Consider the following 26088-nt stretch of genomic DNA (forward strand, 5'->3'; position numbering starts at 1 on the left):
TCCTCATTCGGCCGGCAGCGGAGCCGACTTGCCCCCGGTCTTGCCGGCGGCGCGGCGGCGTTCCGGCGCGCCGATGCGGAAGCGGCGGTCGGTCAGGCTCACCAGCCCGCCCAGCATCATGCCGACGCCGCCGATCCAGATCCACGGCACCAGCGGGTGGTGGTAGATGCGGACGATCCAGGCGGTGCCGTTCTGCGTCGGGTCGCCCAGCGCCACATACAGGTCGGAGAAGACCGTGGTGTGGATGGCCGATTCCGTGGTGGTCATGCGGGTGGTGCTGTAGCTGCGGCGTTCCGGCTCCAGCGTGGCGACGCGCTGGCCGTCCTTGGTGACGGTGAAGATGCCGCGCTCCGCCTTGAAGTTCGGGCCGTCGACCAGCCCGACGCTGTCGAACTGGAACTCGTAGCCGGCGACGCTGGCCCGGTCGCCCGGCTTCATCGCCGTGATCGATTCCGTCTGCCACGCCGAGGTGCCGGTCATGCCGAGGATCGACAGGCCGACGCAGGCATGGGCGATGGTCATGCCCCAGGCGCTGCGCGGCAGGTGCACGGCGCGGTTCCAGCTGTTGCGGAACGGGGTGCGGAACAGGGCGATGCGGTCGGCGAACTCGACCAGCGAGCCGACGAAGGCCCAGGCGGCAAGGCCGATGCCGACCAGCGCCAGCAGCGGACCGCTGCCCGCCTTGACATAGGCGGTGACGGCGACGGCGGCCACCACGGCGACGCCGGCAACCCACAGCCGGGTCAGAGCCGCCCCCAGATCCGCCCGCTTCCACGACAGATAGGGGCCGACGACCATGGCGGCTACCATCGGGATGGCGACCGGCAGGAAGGTGGCGTTGAAGAAGGGGGCGCCGACCGACACCTTGCCCAGCTTCAGGATGTCGAGGAACAGCGGATAGAGCGTGCCGATGAACACCGTCGCCGTCGCGGTCGACAGCAGCAGGTTGTTCAGCACCAGCGCCCCTTCGCGGCTGATCGGCGCGAACAGCCCGCCCGCCTTCAGCGTCGGCGCCCGCAGGCTGTAGAGCAGCAGCGAGCCGCCGGTGGCGATCGCCAGCAGCACCAGGATGAAGATGCCGCGCTTGGGATCGACGGCGAAGGCGTGGACCGAGGTCAGGATGCCCGACCGCACCAGGAAGGTGCCCATCAGCGACAGCGAGAAGGTGACGATGGCGAGCAGGATGGTCCAGCTCTTCAGCGCGTCGCGCTTCTCCACCACGATTGCCGAATGCAGCAGGGCGGTGCCGGCCAGCCAGGGCATGAAGGACGCGTTCTCCACCGGGTCCCAGTACCACCAGCCGCCCCAGCCCAGCTCGTAATAGGCCCACCAGGAGCCCATGGCGATGCCCATGGTCAGGGTCGACCACGCCGCCAGCGTCCAGGGCCGCACCCAGCGCGCCCAGGCGGGATCGACCCGCCCCTCGATCAGTGCGGCGACGGCGAAGGAGAAGGCCATCGAGAAGCCGACATAGCCGGCATAGAGGAAGGGCGGGTGGAAGGCGAGGCCGGGGTCCTGCAACAGCGGGTTCAGGTCGTTGCCGTCGATGGGCGCCGGAATCACGCGGATGAAGGGGTTGGAGGTGATCAGGATGAACAGCAGGAAGCCGACCCCGATCAGCCCCTGGACCGCCAGCACGCGGGCCTTCAGCGTCGGCGGCAGGTTGCGCCCGAACACGGCGACGGCGGCGCCGAAGATCGTCAGCATGACGATCCACAGCATCATCGAGCCCTCGTGGTTGCCCCAGACGCCCGACACCTTGTAGAGCATCGGCTTGGCCGAGTGGCTGTTCTGCACCACGTTCAGCACGCTGAAATCGGACACCACATGCGCCCAGGTCAGCGCCGCGTAGGCGATCAGCACCAGCAGCATCTGGGCGATGGCCGCGGGCACCGCGACGTTCATCCAGGCGCCGTTGCGGGTGGCGGCGCCGACCAGCGGCGGCACCGACTGCACCAGCGCCACGAACAGCGCCAGCACCAGCGCGTAATGGCCGAGTTCGGGGATCACGGGTCCGCTACTCCTTCTTCGCCGTCTTCGTCGCGGACTCCGCCGGGTTCTTGTAGACGCCGGCCTGCTTCAAGGCCTCCGACACCTCGGGCGGCATGTAGTTCTCGTCATGCTTGGCCAGCACCTCGCGCGCGACGAAGACGCCGCCGGTCATCCGGCCCTCCGCCACCACCCCCTGGCCCTCGCGGAACAGGTCGGGCAGCTGGCCGCGGTAGCGGACATCCACCGTGTGGGCGGTGTCGGTGACGCGGAAGGCGGTGGTGACGCCGTCCGGCTGCTTCTGGACGCTGCCTTCCTCGACCAGCCCGCCCAGGCGGAAATTGCGGTCGCCGACCTGCTGCGTCTGCAGCTGGCTCGGGCTGTAGAAGAAGACGATGTTGTCCTGGAAGGCGGTCAGCGCCAGGGCGGTCGCCGAACCCAGCCCGAGAAGGGCGAGGCCCAGCATGTAGAGGCGGCGTTTCTTGCGGGTCATCCTTCGCTCGCTTCCGCCGGCGTTCCGGCGCTCTGATCGGCCGCTTTACGGCCAGTGCTGTTTGAGCCGTTGCGGGTGCGCCGGCGGGAGGGCCGCGTGCTTTCCAGCGCCTTCAGCGTCGCCTCGGCGTCGCGCAGCCCCTTCCAGGTGGCGACCAGCAGCCCCAGCAGGACGATTGTGGCGATGCCGTAGGCCGGCCAGACATAGGCGGCGTACCCGCCCATATGGAGAAATTCGGTCATCGTCCTTACCCCCGCATCCCGTCCGTCACGGTACCGTCACCGGCAACTCCACTTGCCACCGAAAGGCGCAGCGTCTGGATCTTGCGCTGGGCGATCTCGGTGCGCACGCGCAGCAGGACCACCGACAGGAAATAGGCGGTGAAGGCGCCGGCCATCACCAGCAGCGGCGTCAGCATGCTGGGGTCGATGCTGGGGCCGCCCATGCGCACAACGCTGGCCGGCTGGTGCAGCGTGTTCCACCAGTCGACCGAGAACTTGATGATCGGCACATTGACGATGCCGACCAGCAGCAGGACGTTGCCCGCCTTCATGCCGCGCTGCGGATCGTCGAAGGCGTTCACCAGGGCCATGTAGCCGAGATAGAGGAAGAACAGGATCAGCACGCTGGTCAGCCGCGCGTCCCACACCCACCAGGTCCCCCACATCGGCGCGCCCCACAGCGACCCGGTCACCAGGCAGACAAAGGTGAAGCCGGCGCCGATGGGGGCGGCGGCCTTGGCGAACAGGTCGGCCAGCGGGTGCTTCCACACCAGGCCGCACGCCGCGGCGATGGCCATGTTGGTGTAGACGAACAGGCTCATCCAGGCGGCGGGAACATGGATGTACATGATCCGCACCGTCTCGCCCTGCTGATAGTCGGGCGGCGAGCTGAACAGGCTGAACCACAGACCGAGGATCGTCAGGATCACGGTCGCCCCGGCGCACCACGGCAACAGCAGGGCCGACAGGCGCAGGAAGCGGGCGGGGTTGGCGAAACGATGCATGGAACGATGGCCCCGGTACGGGATGACCTTGGTCAGGCTTGCGGACGATATAAGCGCATGTATGGCGGACTGCGAGGGGTTTCGCCTTGATCTCGGTCAGGCCAATCCGCCATTCGTTCGTACTCTGACACCAAGGTATCAGGCGCCCCGGACCTCCGGCGGCACCCCTGTTCCCTGGTGTGGGACGCCGGAGGCGGGGCTTTTCATCCCCCGCGCCCCGGAGATTTTTCCCCGATCAGGCCGCCATCGCCTTCTGCGCCGCCACCCCCATCGCCTCCGCGATCAAGTCGAAGTCGCGCAGGCTGACCGGCAGCAGGCCGAAGCGGAAGGGATAGCCCCAGTTCCGCACCCCGGCGGTCAGCTCCAGCCGGTCCAGCAGCGGCTGGATCGGCGCCTCCTCCGCCGGCCACCAGGACACGTCGCGGCGGAAGGGAACGAAGCCGCCGCCCATGTCGAACCGGTAGGGCTCGCCCGGCAGGATCGTGCCGATGGCGGTGAAGGACTTCAGCCCGTCCGCCGCCCCGAACCTGTCGGTGGGGGAATAATACACCACCCGGTCGCCCGCCTGGATCCGCCGCAGCGGGGCGGCCTTGCCGTGGCAGACCTGCATGAAGCCGCCGGCCCGTCCGCGCCGGACATGCTCGGCGCTGGCCACGGCGATCCAGGCACCGGTGTATGTGTTGCCGCTCACGACCGCACCTGTTCGGACTGGGCTTCCTCACCCCGGTTGGGTGCGAACACGCGCAGGCGATGGCCGTCCGGGTCCTGTGCAACGAAGGTATGACCGAAATCCATCGCGGTTGGCGGTTGCAGGATGGTCAGGCCGCGGCCGCTCCAGTTGGCGTGCAGGTTGCGCACCGCGGCCTCGTCGGCGACGGTGAAGGCGATCTCGCCGCCGCCGGGTGCGGTCGCCGCCGGCTCCACCGTGTAGCGCGACCACAGGCCCAGCATCAGCCCGTTCCCCGCCTTGAACATGGCGAAGGTGGGCGAGGCCTCCACCGGCGGCCGGCCCAGCAGCTCGGCATAGAAGGCGGCGCTGGCGGCCGGACTGTCGACATAAAGCAGGACGAAATCGAGGGCGAGGGCGGCAGCGGGGTTGGCGGCAGCGGTCTGGGTCGCGGTCATGGTCGGCTCCGGTCTTGAGCGGTTGGGGTGGGGCGGTTCCGTTCGGCGCCCTCACCGGCAAAGCCAAGACTAGGCGGCCATGCTGACAGTTTCCGTCAGCATGGTGCCAGCCCCAGTCATCCCTTTTGCGGGATCCCCTCCGCCGTGCGCCATTCCTTCAGCATCGCCTGCCGGCGGCGGGGATAGCGGGTCTCGCTGGCGGTCAGCGCCAGGATGCGGTCGGTGCGGAAATGGCGGAAGGACTGGCGCAGCTCGCACCACGCCACCATCACCCGCACCCGGTCGAAGAAGCCCAGCGCGAAGGGCCAGACGATACGCCGGCTTTCCGAGCCGTCACGGTCGCGATAGGCGATCTCCAGCTTGCGCTCCCCGCGGATCGCGCCGCGGATGGTCGCCAGCTCGGCGTCCCCCGCAGGAATGGGCTCGCCCGGCCCGACCAGCAGTGTCGAGCCGTCCAGCCCCTCGCGCTTATCGGCCGGCAGCACCGCCGCGATCTTGGCGAGCGCGTTGCGCGCCGCCCCGCCCAGCCGGCTGTCGCCGCGCTCCACCACCCAGCGCGACCCCAGCACCAGCGCCTCGACCTCCTCCTCGGTGAACATCAGCGGCGGCAGCAGGAAGCCGGCGCGCAGCAGATAGCCGACCCCCGGCTCCCCCTCGATCATCGCGCCCTGCGCCTGGAGCGTGGCGATGTCGCGATAGAGCGTGCGCAGGCTGACCCCCAGCTCGCCGGCAAGCGACTTGCCGCTGACCGGCTGGCGATGCCGCCGCAGAACCTGCATCAGATCGAGAAGACGTTCGGCGCGGGACATCGGAAACTGCGGAAAGGGAAAGGGTATCCATAATGACAAGGGGCGCTCCCCGATGGGAAGCGCCCCTCTTCATGGCAGGAATCACCGGGCGGTTGCCCGGCTCTCCCGAACCTTAACGACGGATCACTCCGCCTTCTTGGTCAGGTCCTCGCCGGTGGCTTGGTCGACCTGCTTCATCGACAGCTTGACCTTGCCGCGGTCGTCGAAGCCGATGACCTTGACCTTCACCGAGTCACCCTGCGACACGACGTCCGACACCTTGCCGACGCGCTGCTGCGCCAGTTCGGAGATGTGGACGAGGCCGTCGCGCGAACCCAGGAAGTTCACGAAGGCGCCGAAATCGACGACCTTCACCACCTTGCCGGTGTAGACGACGTTCATCTCCGGCTCGGCGACGATGCCCTTGATCCACTCGATGGCGGCGTCCGACTTCTTCTGGTCGACGGCCGAGACCTTGACGGTGCCGTCGTCCTCGATGTCGATCTTGGCGCCGGTCTGCTCGACGATCTCGCGGATCACCTTGCCGCCGGAGCCGATCACGTCGCGAATCTTCTCCTTCGGGATGTTGATCACGGTGATGCGCGGGGCGTTCTCGTTGACGCCTTCGCGGGCGCCGGTCAGCGCCTTCGACATCTCGCCCAGGATGTGCAGGCGGCCGTCCTTGGCCTGGCCCAGCGCGATCTTCATGATCTCCTCGGTGATCGAGGTGATCTTGATGTCCATCTGCAGCGCGGTGACGCCGACCTCGGTGCCGGCGACCTTGAAGTCCATGTCGCCGAGGTGATCTTCGTCACCCAGGATGTCCGACAGGACGGCGAAGCCGTGGTCTTCCTTGATCAGGCCCATGGCGATGCCGGCAACCGGACGGATCAGCGGCGCGCCGGCGTCCATCAGCGACAGCGAGGTGCCGCAGACGGTGGCCATCGAGGAGGAGCCGTTGGACTCCGTGACTTCCGACACGACGCGCAGCGTGTAGGGGAAGTCTTCCTTCTTCGGCAGCAGCGGGTGGATGGCGCGCCACGCCAGCTTGCCGTGGCCGATCTCGCGGCGGCCCGGGCTGCCCATGCGGCCGGCTTCACCCACCGAGTACGGGGGGAAGTTGTAGTGCAGCATGAAGTGCTCGCGGTACTCGCCTTCGAGCGCGTCGATGATCTGCTCGTCCTGGCTGGTGCCCAGCGTGGTGACGACCAGCGCCTGGGTCTCGCCGCGGGTGAACAGGGCCGAGCCGTGGGCGCGCGGCAGGATGCCGACTTCCGACACGATCGGGCGCACGGTCTTGGTGTCGCGGCCGTCGATGCGGCGGCCGGTCTTCAGGACGGCGCCGCGCAGGATGTCGGCTTCCAGCTCCTTGAACTCGAACCCGATCGACTGGGCGTCGAATTCCTCGGCCAGCGTCTCGAGCGCCTTCGCCTTGGCGGCGCCGACCTTCTCGTAACGCGACTGCTTGACCGTCTCGGTATAGGCGGCCTCGACGGCGGCGCCGACGGTCTCGCGCAGGCGGGCCTTCAGGGCCTTGCGGTCATAGGCCGGCTCCGGCAGGTCCCACGGCTCCTTGGCGGCTTCCTCGGCCAGGTCGATGATCAGGTTGATCACCGGCTGGAAGTTGGTGTGGCCGAACATGACGGCGCCCAGCATGACCTCTTCGGTCAGCTCCTTGGCTTCCGATTCGACCATCAGCACGCCTTCGACAGTGCCGGCGACGACCAGATCCAGGTCGCTGTCGCCGACCTCGTCCCGGGTCGGGTTCAGGATGTACTGGCCGTTCTTGTAGCCGACGCGGGCGGCGGCGATCGGACCCAGGAACGGGATGCCGGAGATCGTCAGCGCGGCCGAGGCGCCGACCATCGCGACGATGTCCGGATCGTTCTCCAGATCGTGGCTCAGCACGGTGCAGACGACCTGCGTCTCGTTGCGGAAGCCATCGGCGAACAGCGGACGGATCGGACGGTCGATCAGGCGGCTGACCAGCGTTTCCTTCTCGGTCGGACGGCCTTCGCGCTTGAAGAAGCCGCCGGGGATCTTGCCGGCCGCGAACGCCTTTTCCTGGTAATTGACGGTCAGCGGGAAGAAATCGATGCCCGGCTTCGGCGCCTTGGCGGCGACGGCGGTGCACAGGACGGTGGTGTCACCATAAGTGACCAGAACCGCGCCGTTGGCCTGACGGGCGATCTTGCCCGTTTCCAGGACCAGCTTGCGGCCACCCCACTCGATTTCCTTGCGATGAACAGTAAACATGGATTCTTTCCTTCCATCCGACACCCTGGAACGGCCGGATTGCCGCCCAAGGCCGGGGCCATCGGTCGTAGGACCCCGCGAGAAAACTGGAGATACGGTGTTCGACAACAGGACCAAATCAATCGAGGTAGAGGCGCTGCGGATGCAAAAAAGGCCGGTCCCCGAATAAACGGGCCGGCCTGTCCATCACGAAACGCTCAAGATCGAGTTTCTATTGCCAATAACCAATGAGGTGTTCCGGAACGGTACAGGTGAACGAAGACTTGCCTTGTTCCGCTGTTCCGGTGGGTAGCCCCCGGCCGGTGGCCGGCCAGGGGAACCCGAACCCGTCAGCGGGACGGCGCAGCTTAGCGGCGCAGGCCCAGACGCTCGATCAGCGCGGCGTAGCGCGGATGATCCTTCTTCTTCAGGTAGTCGAGCAGACGGCGGCGCTGACCGACCATCACCAGCAGACCACGGCGGGAGTGGAAGTCCTTCTTGTGGCCCTTCAGGTGATCCGTCAGGTTGCTGATGCGCTCCGTCAGGATCGACACCTGGACCTCGGGCGAACCGGTGTCGTTGGTGCCGCGGGAAAATTCCTTGATCAGCTCTTGCTTGCGCTCGGGCGTAATCGACATCGGGGTCTCCTAAATCACGTGAGGTTGAGCACGCGCACCGGACGGACCTCCGCCCCCTCGACACGGGCCAACGCCACCGGCGTTCCGCCGAAAAGCGCAATGACGGTGCCATCCCCACCGTCAGCACCCTGAACCGCCATCAGGCGTTCACGATCCTGCCGGGTGAGGAGAGCGACCGTCTGGCCGTGCCTCAGTCGGTGCGCTTCCGCTTCCGTCAGGGCCAGCGCCGGGATGTCGTCCAGCGCGGTCTCGATCGGCAACAGAAGTCGTTCGACGGCCGCACCTTGCTCCATGGCGGCCAGTTCGTCCAGGGAAATCGCCCGGTCCAGCGTGAAGGAGCCGACGCGCAGGCGGCGCAGAAGCCCGACATGGCCGACCGTGCCGAGCGCCTCCGACAGGTCGCGGGCCAGCGAGCGGACATAGGTGCCCTTGCCGCAATCGACCTCGAACACCGCATGGTCGGCGTCCGGTTCCTCGACCAGCTCGAAGCGGTCGATGCGCACGGTGCGGGCGGCCAGATCGACCGCATCGCCTTCGCGCGCGATGTCATAGGCGCGCTCGCCGTCGATCTTGATGGCGCAGAACTGCGGCGGGACCTGCTGGATCTCGCCCAGGAAGGCGGGCAGGGCGGCGCGGATTTCGTCGGTCGACGGACGGTGGTCCGAGCGGGCGATCACCTCGCCCTCGCGGTCGTCGGTGCTGGTGCGCTCGCCCCAGCGGATGGAGAAGCGGTAGGTCTTGGCACCGTCCATGGCATAGGACACGGTCTTGGTCGCTTCGCCCAGCGCGATCGGCAGGATGCCGGTCGCCAGCGGGTCCAGCGTGCCGCCATGCCCGGCCTTCTCGGCGTTCAGCAGGCGGCGCACCTTCGACAGCGCCTGGGTGGAGGTCATGCCTTCCGGCTTGTCCAGCACCACCCAGCCATGGATCGGCGTGCCCTTGCGCTTACGAGCCACGACGGCCGCCCTTTTCCCCGCTCTTGTCCTCGTCGTCGAGCATGGCGCGGTCCTCGTCGAGGTCGTCGTCCCCGTCCAGTTCGTCGTCCGACGCGTCGGGGTCCCCGTCCTCGTCCTCGTCCTCGCCGTCCTCATCCTCGTCCCAGGAATCGTCCTCGTCCTCGTCGTGGTCGTCGTCGCCATTGACGCGGCCGAGCGGATGGCCGCTCAGGTCGCGGGCGACCTCCGGGCTGTGCAGGATGCTGTCGATGCGGTGGGCGTAGTCGAAGGAGGTGTCGCCCTCGAAGCTCAGCGTCGGAGCGTGGCGCAGGTTGACCATGCGGGCGACCTGCCCGCGCAGGAAGGCGGCGGCCCGTTTCAGGGCGACCTGGGCCTCCTCCATCCGCTCGCCGCCCAGCGTCGCATAGAAGACGGTGGCGTTGGACAGGTCGGGGCTGATCCGCACCTCGGTGACCGTGACGTTCAGCGAGGCCAGTTCCGGATCGTGGAAGTCCCCGCGGCGGAACAGGTCGGCAAGGGCGTGGCGCACCTCCTCGCCGACGCGCAGTTGCCGTTGGGACGGGGGCTTGCCGGCGATGAACGCGCCGCGCTTCTTGCTGGCCATGGTACGTGTCTTTCGTCGATGTCACTGGGCCGGGCTGCTTCAGCTCTCCGGCCGATCACACACAAAAAGGGAGCCGCCAAGGGAGTTGCCTGGTCTCCCACCCCGACCGCTGCCCGCCGGGCAGGGGAAGGGCGGTGGCGATCACCCCAATATAGGAACAGGGCGCAGGACAGATCCCGCGCCCTTCAAAGCGAAAAAGGCCACCCGATCCATCCCGGCGGGTGCCGGAAAGGATCGGGTGAACCGAAGAGGTCAAAGCTCGCGAGCGATTTCGTCGATCTCGAAGGCTTCGATCTGATCGCCGGCCTGGATGTTGTCGTAGTTCTCGAAGGCCATGCCGCACTCGTAACCCTCGCGGACGTCCTTGACCTCGTCCTTGAAGCGCTTGAGCGTCTTGAGCGTGCCTTCGTGAATGACGACGTTGTCGCGCAGCAGGCGGACGCCGGCGCCGCGCTTGACGGTGCCCTGCGTGACCATACAACCGGCGACCTTGCCGACCTTCGTGATGTTGAACACCTCGCGGATGGTCGCGTAGCCGATGAAGCGTTCCCGCAGCGTCGGAGACAACAGACCGGTCAGCGCCGCCTTCACGTCGTCGATCACATTGTAGATGATCGAGTAGTAGCGGATTTCGACGCCGTCGCGCTTGGCGAGGTCGCGGGCCTGCGGGTTGGCGCGGACGTTGAAGCCGATGATCATCGCGTTGGACGCATTGGCCAGCGTGATGTCGGACTCGTTGATCGCACCGACCGAGTTGTGCAGGACGCGGACCTTGACCTCGGTGTTCTCGGCCGTGAGCTTCTCCAGCGAGCTGGCGATGGCTTCGATCGAGCCCTGCACGTCGCCCTTGATGACGACCGGCAGTTCCTTGGCCTCGCCGGCCTGGATGCGGCTGAACATGTCCTGCAGCGAACCGCGGGCCGAGGCCGCCACCGCCGCTTCGCGCTTCTTGCGCTGGCGGAACTCGGCGATCTCGCGGGCACGGGCCTCGGACTCGACGACGGAGAAGTCGTCGCCGGCCATCGGCGTGCCGTTCAGGCCCAGAACCTCGACGGGCACGGCCGGGGCCGCCTCGTTGACGTTCTGGCCGCGGTCGTTGATCAGGGCGCGGACGCGGCCCCACTCGGCACCGGTGACGAACACGTCGCCGACCTTCAGCGTGCCGCGCTGGACCAGCACGGTGGCGACCGAACCGCGGCCACGCTCCAGCTTCGCCTCGATGACGACGCCTTCGGCGGCACGCTCGGGGTTGGCCCGCAGCTCCAGGATTTCGGCCTGGAGGAGGATGGCCTCCTCGAGCTTGCTCAGGTTGCGCTTGGCCTTGGCCGACACTTCGACGTCGAGCACGTCGCCGCCCATCTCTTCGACCACCAGCTCGTGCTGGAGCAGTTCCTGGCGGACGCGCTCCGGCTTGGCATCGGGCAGGTCGCACTTGTTGATGGCGACGATGATCGGAACCTTGGCCGCCTTGGCGTGGCGGATGGCCTCGATCGTCTGCGGCATGACGCCGTCGTTGGCGGCGACCACCAGAACGACCACGTCGGTGACGTTGGCGCCGCGGGCACGCATCTCGGTGAAGGCGGCGTGACCCGGCGTGTCGATGAAGGTGATCTTCGCACCCGACTCCAGCTGCACCTGATAGGCGCCGATGTGCTGGGTGATGCCGCCGGCCTCGCCCGACACCACGTCGGTCTGGCGCAGCGCGTCGAGCAGCGAGGTCTTGCCGTGGTCGACGTGGCCCATGATGGTGACGACCGGGGGACGCGGCACCAGGACGGCGCCCTCTTCCTCGGTGGCACGCAGGCCGATCTCGACGTCGGACTCCGACACGCGGCGGACGCGGTGGCCGAACTCGGTGATCAGCAGCTCGGCGGTGTCGGCGTCGATGGTCTGGTTGATGGTCGCCATCACGCCCATGCGCATCAGCGCCTTGATGACGTCGGCGCCACGCTCGGCCATGCGGTTGGCCAGCTCCTGGACGGTGATGACCTCCGGCAGGACGACGTCGCGGGTGACCTTGGCGGTCTCCTGACGGCTCATCTGGCGCAGGCGTTCACGCTCGCGGGCACGGCGCACCGCGGCCAGCGACCGGGTGCGGTCGCTGCCGTCGTCGCTGAGCGCCTGCGAGACGGTCAGCTTGGTGCCCTTGCGGCGGTCGGCGCCGGCGGGAGCCTTGGCGGCCGGACGGGCCGGCGCGGCCTTGGCCGGGGCGCCGCCGCGACCACCCTTGCGGCGGTTGTCGTCCTCTTCCTCGGCACGGGCCGGCGGGGCGCCGACGCCCGGCTGGGGGCGGCCGGGAGCGGCATCGGCGGCGGGACGGGCGGCGGGACCGCCGGGGCGCTGATCGCCGGCCGGCCGGGCACCGACCGGACGCGCGCCGTCACGGCCCGCACCGTCGCGGGCGCCATCGCGGGCACCGTCGCGGCGCGGGGCCGGCTCGGCGTCGCGACGCTTGGCGTCCTCGGCTTCCTTGCGCTTGGCCTCTTCCTCCTTGCGGCGGCGTTCGGCCTCGGCGGCGATCTTGCGATCTTCCTCCTGGATGGCGCGCATCTCGTCCAGCTCGCGCTGGCGCAAGGTGTCGGCATCCAGGATGATCGGCGGCATTTCCGGCGCGGCCGGCGCCGGAGCGTCGGACGGGGCGGCGGCGGCGGCCGGAGCAGCGGCTTCGGAGGGGGCGGCCGGAGCGGCGGCCTCATCCTCGGCGGCCTGGGCGGCGCGGGCTTCGGCCTCGGCGGCGCGGGCTTCGGCCCGGGCCACTTCCTCTTCGGCGTCGATCCGGCGCTGCTCTTCGAACGCGGCGGCGCCACGAAGCGCACGCAGGCGGGATTCCAGCTCCTCGCGGGTCAGCTGGCGCCCGGCAGGGGCACCGCCGCCACGGGGGCGCTGGCCCTGTGCGCCGCGCATGGGCAGGCCCTGGGCAGCTTGACGCGCAGCGGCGCCGCCGTCGGCAACGCCGGGCACGGCGCCCTTTTCAACATGACGCTTGCGCTTGACCTCTACGGTCACCGCTTTTGACCGGCCATGGGAGAAGCTCTGCCGGACCTGGGTCTCGACCGGCTTCTTCGACTCCAGCTTTCCTTTGCTGGCGCCGGTTAGGTGCAAGACTTTTTTCTGGTCCTGGTCGTTGCTGTCGGTCATCGGTTCCCGAATGGTCAGACGTTACATCGCAGGCCGGCCGGCCGTATCGCCGACTCCCAAGCCCTTATCAGATTCCCGGTGCGCGTCCCGGTCCCCTTCGGGACCTGTCGAGCCCAGCTGCCCCTGGGGACCTTTCAGCCCCCTCAGGCGTGCCGCATCGCGGGCCAGCCCTGCGGCCAGCCTGCCCCGCGCCACCACGGCGTGCACCGCGTGATCGCGTCCCAGCGCCGCGGCCAAGGCCGGGGACTGGAAGAGATCGATCACCGGCAGCGACGGCGCGAGCGCCGTCACCTTGCCGCGCTGGTCCAGCGAGCCGTCCGCGGCTTCGACCAGCAGGGCCGGCGGGGGACCCGCACGGCCGACCTGGTTGGCCCTCAACGCCTCGCGCACCTTCTCGTATCCCGCCAGAACGTGGCCGGCACGGCGGGCAAGGCCCAACGCGTGCAGACAGCGCCGCTCCAGCAGCCGTTCCAGCCTCTCGGCCAGATCGGGCGGTACTTTCACCGCCCGGCGGGCCGCTTTGGCGAAAACGGATTTACCCGTGGCTTTCGCCAGGGCATCCCGGTCGGCCGTGACCCAAAGGCCGCGGCCGGGCAGACGTTCCTCCAGGTCCGGAACCACCTCGCCGTCGGGGCCGATCACGAAGCGGATCATGCTCTCCTTCGGCCCCACCGTGCCCGACGCGATGCAGCGGCGCAGAGGCCCCTTCTCGTCGTCGGCCGGCAGGCGGTCCGTACCGGCACCATCGTCCTGTGCCAAATCCTGTTCCGGCACCGCATCCGCGGTGGCGGTCGGTGTCCGTTCGTCGTTCCGTTCGGTCATCCGATCGTCATCCGCTCGCGCGGTCCCGAATAATCGTTCCTCTCGGGCGCAGTTCCAACCGGCATTGCTGCCGGTCAGGCCTGCGCGCCATGGCCGTCGGCCGAACCCGCGGCAGCGCCATCGGCGGCGGGAGCCGCGGCGGCGCCGTCCTCGCCCTCACCCTCGAACCAGTGGGCGCGTGCGGCCATGATGATCGCGTTCGCCTCCTCTTCCGAAGGGGCGTCCTTGGCGCCGTCCTTGCCCAGGATCTCGACCAGCTCGTCGCCGGCCAGATCGGCCAGGTCGTCCAGCGTCTTGACGCCGTTCTCGCCCAGCTTCACCAGCTGCGTGGCGCTGAAGCCGGTCAGCTCGGCGATGATGTCCTCGACGCCCAGCTCCAGCCGGCGCTCGTTGGCCTGCTCGTCCCGGACTTCCAGGAAGGCGAGAGCGCGCTGCTTCAGCTCGTCGGCGACCGACTCGTCGAACCCTTCGATCTCGGCCAGCTCCTCGGTCTCGACATAGGCGATCTCCTCGACCGAGGTGAAGCCTTCGGCGACCAGCAGGTGGGCGATCACGTCGTCGACGTCCAGCGCCTGCATGAACAGGGCGGAGCGGTTGTGGATTTCCTCCGACCGGCGCTCCGACTCTTCCTGTTCGGTCAGGATGTCGATGTCCCAGCCGGTCAGCATCGAGGCGAGGCGCACGTTCTGGCCGCGGCGGCCGATGGCCAGCGACAGCTGGTCGTCGGGCACCACCACCTCGATGCGGTGGTTGTCGTCGTCGAGCACGACCTTGGCGACCTCGGCCGGGGCGAGCGCGTTGACGACGAAGGTCGGCGCCTCGCCGTTCCACGGGATGATGTCGATCTTCTCGCCCTGCAGCTCGCCGACGACCGCCTGGACGCGGCTGCCGCGCATGCCCACGCAGGCGCCGACCGGGTCGATGGAGCTGTCGTGGCTCAGCACCGCGATCTTGGCGCGCGAACCCGGGTCACGGGCGACCGCCTTGATCTCGATGATGCCGTCGTAGATTTCCGGCACTTCCTGGGCGAACAGCTTCGCCATGAACATCGGATGCGTGCGCGACAGGAAGATCTGCGGCCCGCGCGGTTCCTCGCGGACGTCGAAGATGTAGGCGCGCACGCGGTCGCCGTTCTTGAAATGCTCGCGCGGCAGCAGCTCGTCGCGGCGCAGGATCGCTTCGGCGCGGCCCAGGTCGACGGTGACGTTGCCGTATTCGACGCGCTTGACCAGACCGTTGACGATCTCGCCGTTGCGGTCCTTGTACTCGTTGAACTGGCGCTTGCGCTCGGCGTCGCGCACCTTCTGCACGATCACCTGCTTGGCGGTCTGGGCGGCGATGCGGCCGAAATCGATCGGCGGCAGCGGGTCGACCAGGAAATCGCCGAGCTTGGCGCCGGCCTTGCGCTTCTGGGCGTAGGGCAGGGTGACCTGCGTCGCCTCGTTCTCCACCGTCTCGACCACTTCGAGGTGGCGGGTCAGATGGATGTCGCCGGTCTTGCGGTCGATGCGGGCGCGGATGTCGTGCTCATGGCCGTACTTGGAGCGGCCGGCCTTCTGAATCGCCTGCTCCATCGCCTCCAGGACTTCGTCCCGGTCGATGTTCTTTTCGCGGGCGACCGCGTCAGCGACTTGCAGCAGTTCCATCCGTTACACTTCCTGAATCGGTCTTGTGTGGTGCCGGTCTTGCGTGATGTCCGGTCGGGTCGGCGGGTTCGGGGCGGGGGTCCTGGCGGCTATCGTCCTGGCGGACCGGGCCGTCAGTGCTCCAGGCCCTCCTGCTGTTCCTGGCTGGCGCGGATCAGCTCGTCCGTCAGCACCAGCTTGGCGCGCAGGATGTTGTCGAACTCCAGCCGGGCGGGTCCCTGTTCGGTGTCGACGCACACGAGGCCGTCCTCGACGCCCTTCAGCATGCCCTTGAAACGCTTGCGGCCGTCGATGGCCATGCGGCTTTCCAGCCGGGCTTCGAAGCCGGCGAAGCGCTCGAAATCCTTGAGCCGGGTCAGCGGCCGGTCGATGCCGGGCGAGCTGACTTCCAGCGTGTAGGCCTCGCGGATCGGGTCTTCCACGTCCAGCAGGGCCGAAACGGAGCGGCTGATGTCGGCGCAGTCCTCGACAGTCATGGGCGCGCCGTCGGCGCGCTCCGCCATGATCTGGAGAATTGCCCGCTGGCCGCCGGAGATCTGAACGCGCACGACCTCATAGCCCATGGCTTCGACCGACGGCGTGATGATCTGTTCGATGCGACCTGTAGCGTCCATTCCACCTAACCCAAAGCCTGCGGCCGGGATCGAACCGGACGAGGTTTCCACAACAGAAGGTTTAACAAGCGCGTGTTACCACACGCTCATAAAAAAATAAGTGGGCAAAAGCCCACCCGCAAAGCGTCTCGCCGGCCCGGTTGCCCGGGCCGCCGATCCGTATGGGTTCTCAGAGGCTGAATATAGTCATTCCGGCCGATGCCGCAAGCCTTTTCGGGACCGATCGTCATGGCAGCCCGGAATCTCAAGCGGAACGGGTATGCGTCACCCCCGCGGGCGGCGGACGAAGCGCATGAAGACCGGCTTGCGCCCGGCAATGATCGCCTTCTCCTCATAGCGCGTCGCCGGCCAGTCGTCGGGGCGGATGCGCCAGTCGGACGGGCGGCGCGCCGTCCATTCGAAATCGGGATGCTTGACCGTATGTTCAAGCATCCAGCGCACCAGACCCATGTCGTCGCTGGCCAGACGCAGCTCGGCGCCGTCCTTCAGCACGCGGGCCAGCCGCGGCAGGTTCTCCGGCCCGATGAAGCGGCGGTCGGCATGGCGCTTCTTGGGCCAGGGGTCGGCGAACAGCACGAAGGCACGGCCGATCGACGCGTCGGGCAGGGCGTCCAGCAGCGGCCGGGCATCGTCGGGATGGATGCGCACGTTGCTGAGATCGTCGTCGTCGATCATCCCCAGGAGGCCGGCGATGCCGTTGAGGAAGGGCTCGGCGCCGACGATGCCGACATCCGGGTTGTGCCTGGCCTGCCAGGCGAGGTGATGGCCCATGCCGAAGCCGACCTCCAGCCAGACCTCGCGTTTCGGCGTGTCGAACAGGCTGGCGGGGTCCCAAAATCCCGGTGTCGGGCTGTCGCCGGATTTCGGCACCGCGATCTGGAGCTGCGGCAGCAGATCCTCGATCAGGCTCGTGCGGCGCTTGCGCAAAGGGCGGCCCTTGCGCCGGCCGAACAGCCGGTTTCCGGTTTCGCTCTGCGGAGCTTCGTCAGTCGGTCGGTCGGTTTTGCTGTCGGTCATGGGCTGTCAATTATGGGCTGTCGGTCATGGCGGCCGATGCGGTTCGAAGAGCGGCATCGGCAGGAAAAGGGCTTACAAAAAAGGGCGGCGGAGGCCGTTTCCAGCCTCCGCCGCCTTTTTCAGATCCGGTGATCCGCCGGTCGGGGCGGTCAGAAGGCGCCGCGCAGGGCCTCGACCAGATCGGTCTTCTCCCACGAGAAGCCGCCGTCCACCTCGGGCTCGCGGCCGAAATGGCCGTAGGCGGCGGTGCGGGCGTAGATCGGCTTGTTCAGGCCCAGATGCGTGCGGATGCCGCGCGGGGACAGGTCGACCAGCTGCTGGAGGATGTCGGACAGACGGTCCTCGTCGACGTTGCCGGTGCCGTGGGTGTCGACATAGACCGACAGCGGCTTCGACACGCCGATGGCGTAGGAGACCTGGATCGTGCACTTGTCCGCCAGTTCCGCCGCGACGACGTTCTTGGCGAGGTAGCGGGCGGCGTAGGCGGCCGAGCGGTCGACCTTGGTCGGGTCCTTGCCGGAGAAGGCGCCGCCGCCGTGCGGGGCCGCACCGCCGTAGGTGTCGACGATGATCTTGCGGCCGGTCAGGCCGGCGTCACCGTCCGGGCCGCCGATGACGAAGCGGCCGGTCGGGTTGACGTACAGGTTCTTATCGTCGCACATCCAGCCTTCCGGCAGGCAGTTGACGATGTGCGGCATGACGATCTCGCGCACCGCGTCCTGGTCCAGCCCCTCGGCATGCTGGGTCGACAGCACGATGGCGGTGGCGCGGGTCGGGCGGCCGTCGATGTACTGCAGGGTGACCTGGCTCTTGGCGTCCGGGCCCAGCTGCGGGGCGGCGCCGGAATGGCGCGCCTCGGCCAGCGACTTCAGGATGGCGTGGCTGTAGTAGATCGGCGCCGGCATCAGGGCCGGGGTCTCGCGGCAGGCATAGCCGAACATGATGCCCTGGTCGCCGGCACCCTCGTCCTTGTTGCCCGCGGCGTCGACGCCGACCGCGATGTCGGCGGACTGGGAATGGACGAAGCACTTGACGTCCATCTTCTCCCAGTGGAAGCCGTCCTGCTCGTAGCCGATGTCCTTCACCGCGGCACGGGCGGCTGCGACCAGCTGGTCGGCCTCGATGCTGGCGGGGCCGCGAACCTCGCCGGCCAGCACCACCTGGTTGGTGGTCGCCAGCGTCTCCACGGCCACGCGGGCCTGCGGGTCGTGCGAGAGGTAGAGATCGACGATGGCGTCGGAAATGCGGTCGCAGACCTTGTCGGGATGACCCTCCGACACGGACTCGCTGGTGAAGACGTAGTTCAACTTTGCCACGGGAAACCTCGGCATTCGGCGGCACGCTATTTCATGAGCCGAAACGGCAGACCGGTACAGCGGCCGCAGACACCGATCCAAATCCGGTTTTGACAAGGTTTCAGGCCGGGGTCAAGAAGCCTACCGGCGGTAAGGCCTTGGTCCTATCATCGCAGGCACCACACGAAGGGGGTGGATACGGTCGCGCCACATCTTCCCCGTTCGGTGGGTATCACAGGCCGCGGACAACCGGCAGGAGTCGCTGCCGTGAGCTTGACGCCCTCAATTGCCGCTCCCAATTGCCGCGGTGAATTGCCGCCGTGGGTCACTGCTGCAAATCACCGCCGCACCTTACTCCGCGGCTTCCGCCACGGCGGCGCTGGCCACTGCCTTGGTCAGCTCGAACAGGCGCTTGCGCACCGACGGATCGCTGATCTTGTAATAGGCGCGGACCAGTTCCAGCGTCTCGCGCTTGGCCATCGGATCGGGCTCGTAGGTGCTGGCCGACCGCTCTTCCGAGCCACCCGCCTCGTCGTCGTCATCGACGCGGGCCGAGGCCGCTTCGACCGGCATGTCGTCGAAGAAGAAGGAAACCGGCACGTCCAGCACGCGGCTGAGATCGAACAGACGCGATGCACCGATGCGGTTGGCGCCGCGCTCGTACTTCTGCACCTGCTGGAAGGTCAGGCCGATGGCCTCACCCAACTTTTCCTGGCTCATGCCGAGAAGGGTGCGGCGGAGACGGACGCGGGATCCGACATGGACATCGATGGGATTCGGCTTTCCGGTCTTCGGACGGCCCGCACCCGCACGGCGCCCGCGCGGCGCTCCAGTTTCAGTCTGCATCTCGTTTATCCCTGTAACGGTTGTGCAACCTAGTTACGACATATCCACGTATGCAGTCAAGCCCGCTCCGGTCATGCCGGTTACACGAATTTGTTCTGCCTGTGGCGGGCATAATGCCCGTATTGCAGCGTCACCGGTGATATCGCGAGGCCAGGGCTGCCATGAAACAGCCTAGAAGCACTATGCCGAAAATCCAGTCGCCCATACGGGCATAGGCTGTAACGCCAACCGGCGCTTTCGGTAACGTGGTATCGATGAAGCCACGCTCACCCAGACCGAGCAACTGTCGCACACGACCGTAGGAATCCACCACCCCGGATATTCCCGTATTCGCCACCCGTACGAGCGGCAGCCCTTCCTCGACGGCACGCACCTGATTGATGGCGAAATGCTGGTGCGGACCGGCGGTGCGGCCGTACCAGGCGTCGTTGGTCAGGTTCAGCAGCCATTGCGGCCGGTCGGCGGTATCGACCACCGCGCCGGGGAAGATGCTCTCGTAGCAGATCAGCGGGCTGAAAGGCGGCAGGCCCGCCACGCGGTCGCCCAGATGCAGGGTGCGCGGGCCGGGACCGGCGGAGAATTCCGCCCCGTTGCCGGCGATGGCGCCGACCGGCAGCCATTGCCGCAGCGGCATATATTCGCCGAAGGGGACGAGATGGAACTTGTCGTAGTCGGCGACCGCGGCGCCGCTGCCGTCCACCGCCACCATGCCGTTGAAATAGCGGCGTTCGCCGTCGGCATCCACCGTCGTGCGCGGGGCTCCGGTGATCAGCAGCCCGCCGGACGGCGTGACCGAGGCCAGGGCCTGCCGCACCCGCGCATCGTCCTCGATGAAGAAGGGCACGGCGGTTTCCGGCCAGATGATGACGTTGGGCGGCGGGGTGGAGGGATCGGCCGGGGCGGCGGCGGACAAAGCGAGATGGCTCTGGAAATTCTGCACCCGTTCGCCGGGCGCCCATTTCAGCCGCTGGTCGATTGCCGCCTGCACCAGCCGCAGCCGCACCCCCGGCACCGGCTCGTCGACCGCACCGGCCAGCCGCCATGCGCCCCAGCCGCCGAGGACCGCCAGCAGCGCCAGACCGGCGGCGACGGCGGCGCCGGCGCGACCGGGCGTGGTGTCGCGGTCGGGCAGGGCGGCCGGCAGCGACGCCACCAGCACCGTCACCAGCGTCAGGCCATAGATGCCGATCAGCGAGGCGGTTTGCAGAACCGGCAGCACCCCGACCCAGCCATAGCCGATCAGGTTCCAGGGGAAGCCGGTGAAGACATGGCCGCGCAGCCATTCCCACAGGCACCAGCAGGCGGCGAACAGCAGCGGGCGCCCGAGCCCGGCGCCGAAGCCGCGCCGGCGCAGCAGCTGGAAGGTCAGGGTGGCGCCGCCGCTGAACATCGCCAGCACGACCGGCAGGCCGACCGCCGACAGCGGCAGCGCCCACCAGAAGCGTTCGATGTCGGTGAACAGCGCGGCGCTGATCCAGTAGAGCCCCAGCAGGTGGTGGCCGAAGCCGAAGAACCAGCCGACGGCGAAGGCGCCCTTTTTGGTCTCCGCCCCGTCCAGCAGCCAGATCAGGCCGGGAAAGGCCACCAGCACGACCGGCATCAGGTTGGCCGGCGGCAGCGCCAGCGTGGCGAACCCGCCCAGCAGCATCGCGGCGGCCAGCCGGCGCCAGCCGGTCAGGGCGGCCAGCCGCGCGGAAACGCGGCCCAGCTTGGCCGGGACGGGCAGGGTGTCGGTGGCGGTCAAGGCAAAACTCCGGCAGCGGCAGGGAGCGGCGCCACAGGTGCAGGGCGGGCGGCGCCATAGGTAATGCCGCCGGGCAGGGGTGCCAAGGTTCTTGTGGGCGGGGCTGTGTTGTGGAGAGGGAGCGTTGCGAGGTGTCCCGTCACCCGCGGAGGAAGGCCCCAACCCCTCTCCCACAGGGGGAGAGGGGCTTCGTCAGAGACCGCAATCCAAATGCGATAGCCTTCCCCGGCAAAGGCTGACCAGAGAAGAGGCCAGGCATCAACGGGTGTTACGCCGTCTCCGCCAGCTCCACGCTGTTGGCCGGGACATTGTGGACGCGCAGGCGCTTCAGGCGGCGGGAATCGGCGTCGACGATCTCGAACTCCAGGCCCGACGGGTGGACCAGCCGTTCGCCCAGCCCCGGCACGCGGCCGGCGATGGAGACGACCAGACCGCCGAGCGTGTCGATGTCCTCACGCTCCTCCTCGGTCAGCACCGGGCCGACGCGGACCTCGAAATCCTCGATGGGCAGGCGGGCGTCGGCGATCAGGCTGCCGTCGGGACGTTCGACCAGCCGCGGGGCCGCGGCCTCGTCATGCTCGTCCTCGATCTCGCCGACGATCTCCTCGACCAGATCCTCGATGGTGACGAGGCCGTCGATGCCGCCGAACTCGTCCACCACCAGGGCCATGTGCTGGCGGGTCTGGCGCATCTGCACCAGCAGGTCGAGCACATGCATGGAGGGGGCGACGATCTTCGCCTCGCGGATGATGCCGCTCAGGTCCGGCTTCTGGCGCAGGCCTTCGGCGGAGATGGCCTGCCTGGCCATCAGGGTCATCACATCCTTGATGTGGATGATGCCGACCACGTCGTCCAGGGTCTCGCGGAACACCGGCAGGCGGGAATGGCCTTCCTCGGCGACGCGCTGGACCAAGGCGGGGAAGGGGGTGTCGATGTCGACGGCGATAATGTCGGCGCGCGGCACCATGACGTCGGCGACGGTGCGGTCGCGCAGCTTCAGGATGTTGGTCAGCAGCGCCCGCTCGCCGGTGCCCAGCGAATCCTCGCCGTCCTCGCTGGCCGCATCGTCCAGGCCGGAGATCAGCTCTTCGATGGTGCCGCGCAGGGATGTGTCCTCGCGGCCGCCCCAGACGGTGCGGAGCCACCCCTTGAACAGGTGGCCCAGGGAATGGTCTTCGGCCCCGTTGTCATCACGGGGCGTGCGACTGTCGGATATATCGCTCATCGGTCCGGCGGTTGGTGGTTGGCGGCGTAAGGATCGGCGATTCCGAGCGTGGCGAGCAACCGGGTTTCCAGCGCCTCCATCTCCTCGGCCTCGTCGTCCGTCTCGTGATCATACCCCAGCAGATGCAGAACACCATGCATCACAAGGTGAGTCAGGTGGTCCTGCAAGCTTTTCCGCTGTTCGGCGGCTTCGCGTGCAACCGTTTCATAGGCGAGGATGACGTCGCCCAGCATCACCGGCACGCCTTCCTGCGCGTCGGGCTCCTCCGCCTCGGTCAGGGCGAAGGACAGGACGTTGGTCGGCTTGTCCTTGCCGCGATACTCGCGGTTCAGCCGGTGGACCAGTTCGTCGTCGGCCAGCACGACCGACAGCTCGGCCGGGCCTTCCTCGTCGTCATAGGCGGCGCCGAGCGCCGCGAGCGCCGCGCGCTCGGCCAGCCACTCGGCATCCTCGGCCCAGTCGCCGGCTTCACGTGAAACAGCGATATCGACCGCGGTGGTCATTGCGGTTCTCCAACGATCCCTGCATCTCTGCCGGTCGTTTCGGCTGCGGAACCGGCCGGCGCAGCGTTGGTGCGGCGGGTCTGCCTGCGCTCCGCCTCGCGGGCATCGGCCTGATCGTAGGCGCGGATGATGCGGGCCACCATCGGGTGGCGGACCACGTCGGCGTCGGTGAAGCGGACGAAGCGCACGCCCTCCACCCCGCCCAGGATGTCGAGCGCGTCGCGCAGGCCCGACCGGGTGCCGGTCGGCAAATCGATCTGCGAGATGTCGCCGGTCACCACCATCCGCCCGCCTTCGCCCAGCCGGGTCAGGAACATCTTCATCTGCATCGGCGTGGTGTTCTGCGCCTCGTCCAGGATGACGAAGGCGTTGCCCAGCGTCCGGCCGCGCATGAAGGCCAGCGGCGCGATCTCGATCTCGCCGGACTCCAGCCGCTTCTTGACCTGCTCGGCCGGAAGCATGTCGTGCAGCGCGTCGTAGAGCGGGCGCAGGTAAGGATCGACCTTTTCCTTCAGGTCGCCGGGCAGGAAGCCCAGCCGCTCGCCGGCCTCGACCGCCGGGCGCGACAGCACGATGCGGTCGACCTGACCGGTGGTCAGCAGCGCCACCGCCTGCGCGACCGCCAGATAGGTCTTGCCGGTGCCGGCCGGGCCGAGCCCGAAGACCAGCTCGCTCTCCGCCAGGGCCTGGAGATAGGCGGCCTGGGTCGGGGTGCGGGGCGTGATCGGGCCGCGGCGGCGGGTGCGCAGCGCGATCTCGGCGCGTGTGATCGTCGCCTGCGGGGCGGCGGGGCGCGCCTCCTCACCAGTAGAAACGCCGGCAAAACCGGCCTCGGCGGTCGCCATGCGGACGGCGCCGTCGACCTCGCCGCCGTCGATGGTCTGGCCGCGGGTCAGCCGGCCATACAGGCCGTTCAGCGCCGTCCGCGCCGTTTCGGCGGCGTCGGACGGGCCGGAGATGGTCAGGGTGTTGCCGCGGGAGATCAGCGACACGCCGAGAAGCGATTCGATGCGGGCGAGGTGGCGGTCATGCTCCCCGTACAGCATCGGCAGAAGACGGTTGTCATCGAATTGAACGTCGATGCGCCGTTCGGGCAGACCGTTCAAGCGCTGGCCTCCAAGGTTACGGCAGGCTGGAAGGGAGAGGCGGTGACGTATTCGCCGGTCACCACCGTGCCGGCGAGGCTGTTGGCCCGCGCGGCGTCGACCCGCACCTCGACGATGCGGCCGAGCAGCCGTTCGTCCGCCTCGGCATGGACCGACTGCATCCACGGGCTGCGGCCCAGCAGCTGGCCGTCGCGGCGGCCGACGCGGTCGAACAGGACCGGCACGCTGCGGCCGACGAAGCCGTGGTTGAAGGCGATCTGCTGGGCGTCCAGCAGCTGGCGCAGCGCCTCCAGCCGCGCCTCCTTCACCTCTTCCGGCAGCTGGGCGCCCTCGGCCGAGGCCGGGGTGCCGGGACGCGAGCTGTATTTGAAGGAATAGGCCTGGGCATAGCCGATCTCGGTGACCAGCTTCAGCGTCTGGGCGAAATCGGCGTCGGTCTCGCCGGGGAAGCCGACGATGAAGTCGCCGGACATCGCCAGATCGGGCTTGGCGTCGCGCAGCCGGTCGACCAGCCGGCGGTAGTCGTCGGCGCTGTGCTTGCGGTTCATCGCCGCCAGGACGCGGTCCGACCCGGCCTGCACCGGCAGATGCAGGTAGGGCATCAGCTGCGGCACCTCGGCATGGGCGCGGATCAGGTCGTCGGCCATGTCGCGCGGGTGCGAGGTGGTGTAGCGGATGCGCGCCAGCCCGTCGATCTCCGCCAGCTCGCGGATCAGCCGGCCGAGGCCCCAGGTCGCGCCGTCCGGCCCTTCGCCGTGCCAGGCGTTGACGTTCTGGCCCAGCAGGGTGATCTCGCGCGTGCCGCCGGCGACCAGCCGCTTCGCCTCGGCCAGGATCTGGCCGGCGGGGCGGGAGAACTCGGCGCCGCGGGTGTAGGGCACCACGCAGAAGGTGCAGAACTTGTCGCAGCCCTCCTGCACCGCCAGGAAGGCGGCGACGCCCTGGCTGCCGGCTTCCTCCGGCAGCAGGTCGAACTTGGATTCGGCCGGGAAATCGGTGTTCAGCACGCTGCCGGCGGCACGGCTGGCCTTCGCCACCATCTCCGGCAGGGTGTGGTAGGTCTGCGGGCCGAAGACCATGTCGACGAAGGGGGCGCGGGCGACGATCTCCTCGCCCTCGGCCTGGGCGACGCAGCCGGCGACCGCCAGGATCATCCGGCCGTCCTCGGCCTCCGCCTTGCGGTCCTTCATCTGGCGCAGCCGGCCCAGCTCGGAGAAAACCTTCTCGGCCGCCTTCTCGCGGATGTGGCAGGTGTTCAGGATCACCATGTCGGCGCCGTCCGGCTCATCGACCGGCCGGTAGCCCAGCGGTGCCAGGACGTCCACCATGCGGGCGGAGTCGTACACGTTCATCTGGCAGCCCCAGGTCTTGATGAACAGCTTCTTGGTCAACCCGCACCCTTCCGCTTGGAACAAAAACGAATAGCGCGCTCACGGTTCTGCGTGGCGCGCGGCACGCCGTCGGTCCGGCGTCGCTCCTGATGAGATGGTATCGCGTGCGGGGCGAATCGAGTCAATCCCGCTTCGCCCCACCCACTATTTGCAAGCCTTTGCTTTCCGCAATCCGGAACCGTCACGCCGCCCCGGCCTGGAGGCCGTCGCGCCAGAACCAGTCGGTCCGGCGCACCCGGTCAGTCCAAAGTCGCTCCGCCGCCGTCCGGCTGAACAGGGCGCTGAAAGGGACGGGGGTGTCTCCCGCCGGCAGGTCGATGGAACTGGCCAGCACCGGGCCGAGCACCGGCGTGGCGCCGGCTTCCGTCTCCCGCGCGTCGGCCTGCTCGGGCTTGCCGATCATGCCGGCGGCGCCGGCCAGCGAGCCTTCGACCAGTTCCAGCCCCAACAGCCGGCTCATGTCGACCGGACCCGGCATCTCCATGCCCAGCGTCAGGGCGCGGGAGAAGCCGAACCGCTCGTAATAGGGGGCGTCGCCGACCAGGATCACCGACTTGTGGCCCAGCGCCACCGCCTTGTTCAGGCTCATCCGGATCATCTTGCTGCCCAGCCCGCTGCCCTGGAGATGGGCGGCGACCGCGATGGGGCCGAGCAGGATGGACGGGGTGGCGCCGCCGACCAAGATCGGCCAGTAGCGGATGGTGCCCACCACAACCTCGCGGCCATGCTCGTCATGCTCGATGGCGACGAGGTTCAGGGCGGGGATGGAGTCGACGCCGTCGCGCAGCCGGTAGGCGGTCTTGTTGAAGCGGTCCGGACCGAAGGAGGCGTCCAGCAGGGCTTCGATGGCGGCGGCGTGCTTCGGCTCTTCGACGGTGATGATCATCAGGTGGGGCTCCCGGCGGGA

Annotated in this window: 24 protein-coding genes; all 24 read right to left on the minus strand. The window is 68.4% G+C overall.

Going from position 1 to position 26088, the window contains the following annotated elements; genetic code table 11:
• Positions 1–3: 3 nt before the first annotated feature.
• Positions 4–2010, minus strand: coding sequence for a heme lyase CcmF/NrfE family subunit (locus tag VH569_RS11915; protein ID WP_423315513.1), 2007 nt, complete (start codon positions 2008–2010; stop codon positions 4–6).
• A 7-nt stretch (positions 2011–2017) separates the two neighbouring features.
• Entirely contained in the window at positions 2018–2482 is a 465-nt protein-coding gene (gene ccmE / locus VH569_RS11920; RefSeq protein WP_098740916.1) for a cytochrome c maturation protein CcmE, read from the minus strand.
• Positions 2479–2724 (minus strand): heme exporter protein CcmD, encoded by a 246-nt coding sequence (ccmD, locus tag VH569_RS11925; protein ID WP_423315514.1) that lies wholly within the window; start codon positions 2722–2724, stop codon positions 2479–2481. The genes ccmE and ccmD overlap by 4 nt, the downstream gene beginning before the upstream one ends.
• A gap of 5 nt (positions 2725–2729) precedes the next feature.
• Complete coding sequence (locus tag VH569_RS11930) at positions 2730–3488, minus strand: heme ABC transporter permease (protein ID WP_098740918.1); 759 nt, start codon at positions 3486–3488, stop codon at positions 2730–2732.
• A gap of 235 nt (positions 3489–3723) precedes the next feature.
• The gene (locus VH569_RS11935; RefSeq protein ID WP_423315515.1) at positions 3724–4179 is read right to left on the minus strand and encodes an EVE domain-containing protein; all 456 of its coding nucleotides are present in this window, start codon (positions 4177–4179) and stop codon (positions 3724–3726) included.
• Positions 4176–4613, minus strand: a complete 438-nt coding sequence (locus VH569_RS11940) for a VOC family protein (protein ID WP_423315516.1) — start codon at positions 4611–4613, stop codon at positions 4176–4178. The genes VH569_RS11935 and VH569_RS11940 overlap by 4 nt, the downstream gene beginning before the upstream one ends.
• Positions 4614–4729: 116 nt before the next feature.
• Complete coding sequence (locus VH569_RS11945) at positions 4730–5422, minus strand: helix-turn-helix transcriptional regulator (protein WP_423315517.1); 693 nt, start codon at positions 5420–5422, stop codon at positions 4730–4732.
• A gap of 123 nt (positions 5423–5545) precedes the next feature.
• The gene (pnp, locus tag VH569_RS11950; RefSeq protein ID WP_376957859.1) at positions 5546–7657 is read right to left on the minus strand and encodes a polyribonucleotide nucleotidyltransferase; all 2112 of its coding nucleotides are present in this window, start codon (positions 7655–7657) and stop codon (positions 5546–5548) included.
• 347 nt (positions 7658–8004) lie between these two features.
• The gene (gene rpsO / locus VH569_RS11955) at positions 8005–8274 is read right to left on the minus strand and encodes a 30S ribosomal protein S15 (RefSeq protein ID WP_376957858.1); all 270 of its coding nucleotides are present in this window, start codon (positions 8272–8274) and stop codon (positions 8005–8007) included.
• 14 nt (positions 8275–8288) lie between these two features.
• Positions 8289–9230, minus strand: coding sequence for a tRNA pseudouridine(55) synthase TruB (truB, locus tag VH569_RS11960; RefSeq protein ID WP_377808297.1), 942 nt, complete (start codon positions 9228–9230; stop codon positions 8289–8291).
• Positions 9220–9834, minus strand: a complete 615-nt coding sequence (gene rbfA / locus VH569_RS11965; protein WP_423315518.1) for a 30S ribosome-binding factor RbfA — start codon at positions 9832–9834, stop codon at positions 9220–9222. The genes truB and rbfA overlap by 11 nt, the downstream gene beginning before the upstream one ends.
• Before the next feature lie 252 nt (positions 9835–10086).
• The gene (gene infB, locus VH569_RS11970) at positions 10087–12972 is read right to left on the minus strand and encodes a translation initiation factor IF-2 (RefSeq protein ID WP_423315519.1); all 2886 of its coding nucleotides are present in this window, start codon (positions 12970–12972) and stop codon (positions 10087–10089) included.
• Between the two features lie 21 nt (positions 12973–12993).
• Complete coding sequence (locus tag VH569_RS11975) at positions 12994–13794, minus strand: RNA-binding protein (protein ID WP_423315520.1); 801 nt, start codon at positions 13792–13794, stop codon at positions 12994–12996.
• 74 nt (positions 13795–13868) lie between these two features.
• Entirely contained in the window at positions 13869–15440 is a 1572-nt protein-coding gene (nusA, locus tag VH569_RS11980) for a transcription termination factor NusA (protein ID WP_423315521.1), read from the minus strand.
• 113 nt (positions 15441–15553) lie between these two features.
• Positions 15554–16054 (minus strand): ribosome maturation factor RimP, encoded by a 501-nt coding sequence (gene rimP / locus VH569_RS11985; RefSeq protein WP_109052223.1) that lies wholly within the window; start codon positions 16052–16054, stop codon positions 15554–15556.
• A 264-nt stretch (positions 16055–16318) separates the two neighbouring features.
• A complete protein-coding gene (gene trmB, locus VH569_RS11990; RefSeq protein ID WP_423315522.1) occupies positions 16319–17071 on the minus strand; it encodes a tRNA (guanine(46)-N(7))-methyltransferase TrmB in 753 nt (250 codons plus the stop codon).
• A 149-nt stretch (positions 17072–17220) separates the two neighbouring features.
• On the minus strand, positions 17221–18402 hold the full coding sequence (gene metK, locus VH569_RS11995) for a methionine adenosyltransferase (RefSeq protein WP_423315523.1): 1182 nt from the start codon (positions 18400–18402) through the stop codon (positions 17221–17223).
• 315 nt (positions 18403–18717) lie between these two features.
• Positions 18718–19212, minus strand: coding sequence for a helix-turn-helix domain-containing protein (locus tag VH569_RS12000; RefSeq protein ID WP_377808307.1), 495 nt, complete (start codon positions 19210–19212; stop codon positions 18718–18720).
• A 130-nt stretch (positions 19213–19342) separates the two neighbouring features.
• Positions 19343–20956: an apolipoprotein N-acyltransferase gene (gene lnt / locus VH569_RS12005; RefSeq protein ID WP_423315524.1), complete on the minus strand. Its 1614-nt coding sequence runs from the start codon at positions 20954–20956 to the stop codon at positions 19343–19345.
• A 268-nt stretch (positions 20957–21224) separates the two neighbouring features.
• On the minus strand, positions 21225–22181 hold the full coding sequence (locus VH569_RS12010; protein ID WP_423315525.1) for a hemolysin family protein: 957 nt from the start codon (positions 22179–22181) through the stop codon (positions 21225–21227).
• Positions 22178–22684: an rRNA maturation RNase YbeY gene (ybeY, locus tag VH569_RS12015; RefSeq protein ID WP_423315526.1), complete on the minus strand. Its 507-nt coding sequence runs from the start codon at positions 22682–22684 to the stop codon at positions 22178–22180. The genes VH569_RS12010 and ybeY overlap by 4 nt, the downstream gene beginning before the upstream one ends.
• The gene (locus VH569_RS12020; RefSeq protein ID WP_423315527.1) at positions 22681–23790 is read right to left on the minus strand and encodes a PhoH family protein; all 1110 of its coding nucleotides are present in this window, start codon (positions 23788–23790) and stop codon (positions 22681–22683) included. Before VH569_RS12020 ends, ybeY begins: the two co-directional genes overlap by 4 nt.
• Positions 23787–25181: a tRNA (N6-isopentenyl adenosine(37)-C2)-methylthiotransferase MiaB gene (miaB, locus tag VH569_RS12025; protein ID WP_423315528.1), complete on the minus strand. Its 1395-nt coding sequence runs from the start codon at positions 25179–25181 to the stop codon at positions 23787–23789. The genes VH569_RS12020 and miaB overlap by 4 nt, the downstream gene beginning before the upstream one ends.
• Before the next feature lie 181 nt (positions 25182–25362).
• The gene (locus tag VH569_RS12030) at positions 25363–26067 is read right to left on the minus strand and encodes a GNAT family N-acetyltransferase (protein WP_423315529.1); all 705 of its coding nucleotides are present in this window, start codon (positions 26065–26067) and stop codon (positions 25363–25365) included.
• Positions 26068–26088: the final 21 nt, after the last annotated feature.

It is taken from the genome of Azospirillum sp. 11R-A (assembly GCF_049472615.1).
Classification (GTDB): Bacteria; Pseudomonadota; Alphaproteobacteria; order Azospirillales; family Azospirillaceae; genus Azospirillum; species Azospirillum palustre.